Genomic DNA, 453 nt, shown 5'->3' on the forward strand with positions numbered 1-453 from the left:
ACCTGACCGTTCGTCCAGGGATGATTGGGTTTTGTCAGACGATGTTCGATCCCGTGGGCTTCGCAGATCATGTCGAAGCGCATGGGGCGAGACCAGGCCGTATTGCGATTACGAGGCTGCTCGGCGAACTGGATGCCGTTATCGGTCAGAATGGTATGAATCCGGTAAGGAATGACGCTCAGGAGATATTCGAGGAATTCCCAGGCCGTCTTCCGATCAGCTTTCCCGACCAGGTGGAGGAATCGAAGAACCCTTGATTGATGTGCTTGGCCAGTAATTTCTGGGGTTTGGCGATTTGATAGACGGTTCTTTGAGTTGTTTTCGATCTGCGTTTTGAGCAGATCGGGGGGGCTCCCGGTGGATGACTACGCGCTCGCATTCAATCTTTCGAGGAAGAGAAGACGGCGCATATTATAGACGATATTGGCTAGTCCGATCCTCATGGTGGCCCGG

Annotated in this window: 1 pseudogene; it reads right to left on the reverse strand. The window is 53.2% G+C overall.

The window, feature by feature from the left end:
* Nucleotides 1-197: pseudogene (locus HK24_RS05700) on the reverse strand (IS481 family transposase); the annotation flags it as partial.
* Nucleotides 198-453 lie beyond the last annotated feature (256 nt).

It is taken from the genome of Gluconobacter sp. DsW_058 (assembly GCF_002153615.1).
GTDB lineage: Bacteria > Pseudomonadota > Alphaproteobacteria > Acetobacterales > Acetobacteraceae > Gluconobacter > Gluconobacter cerinus.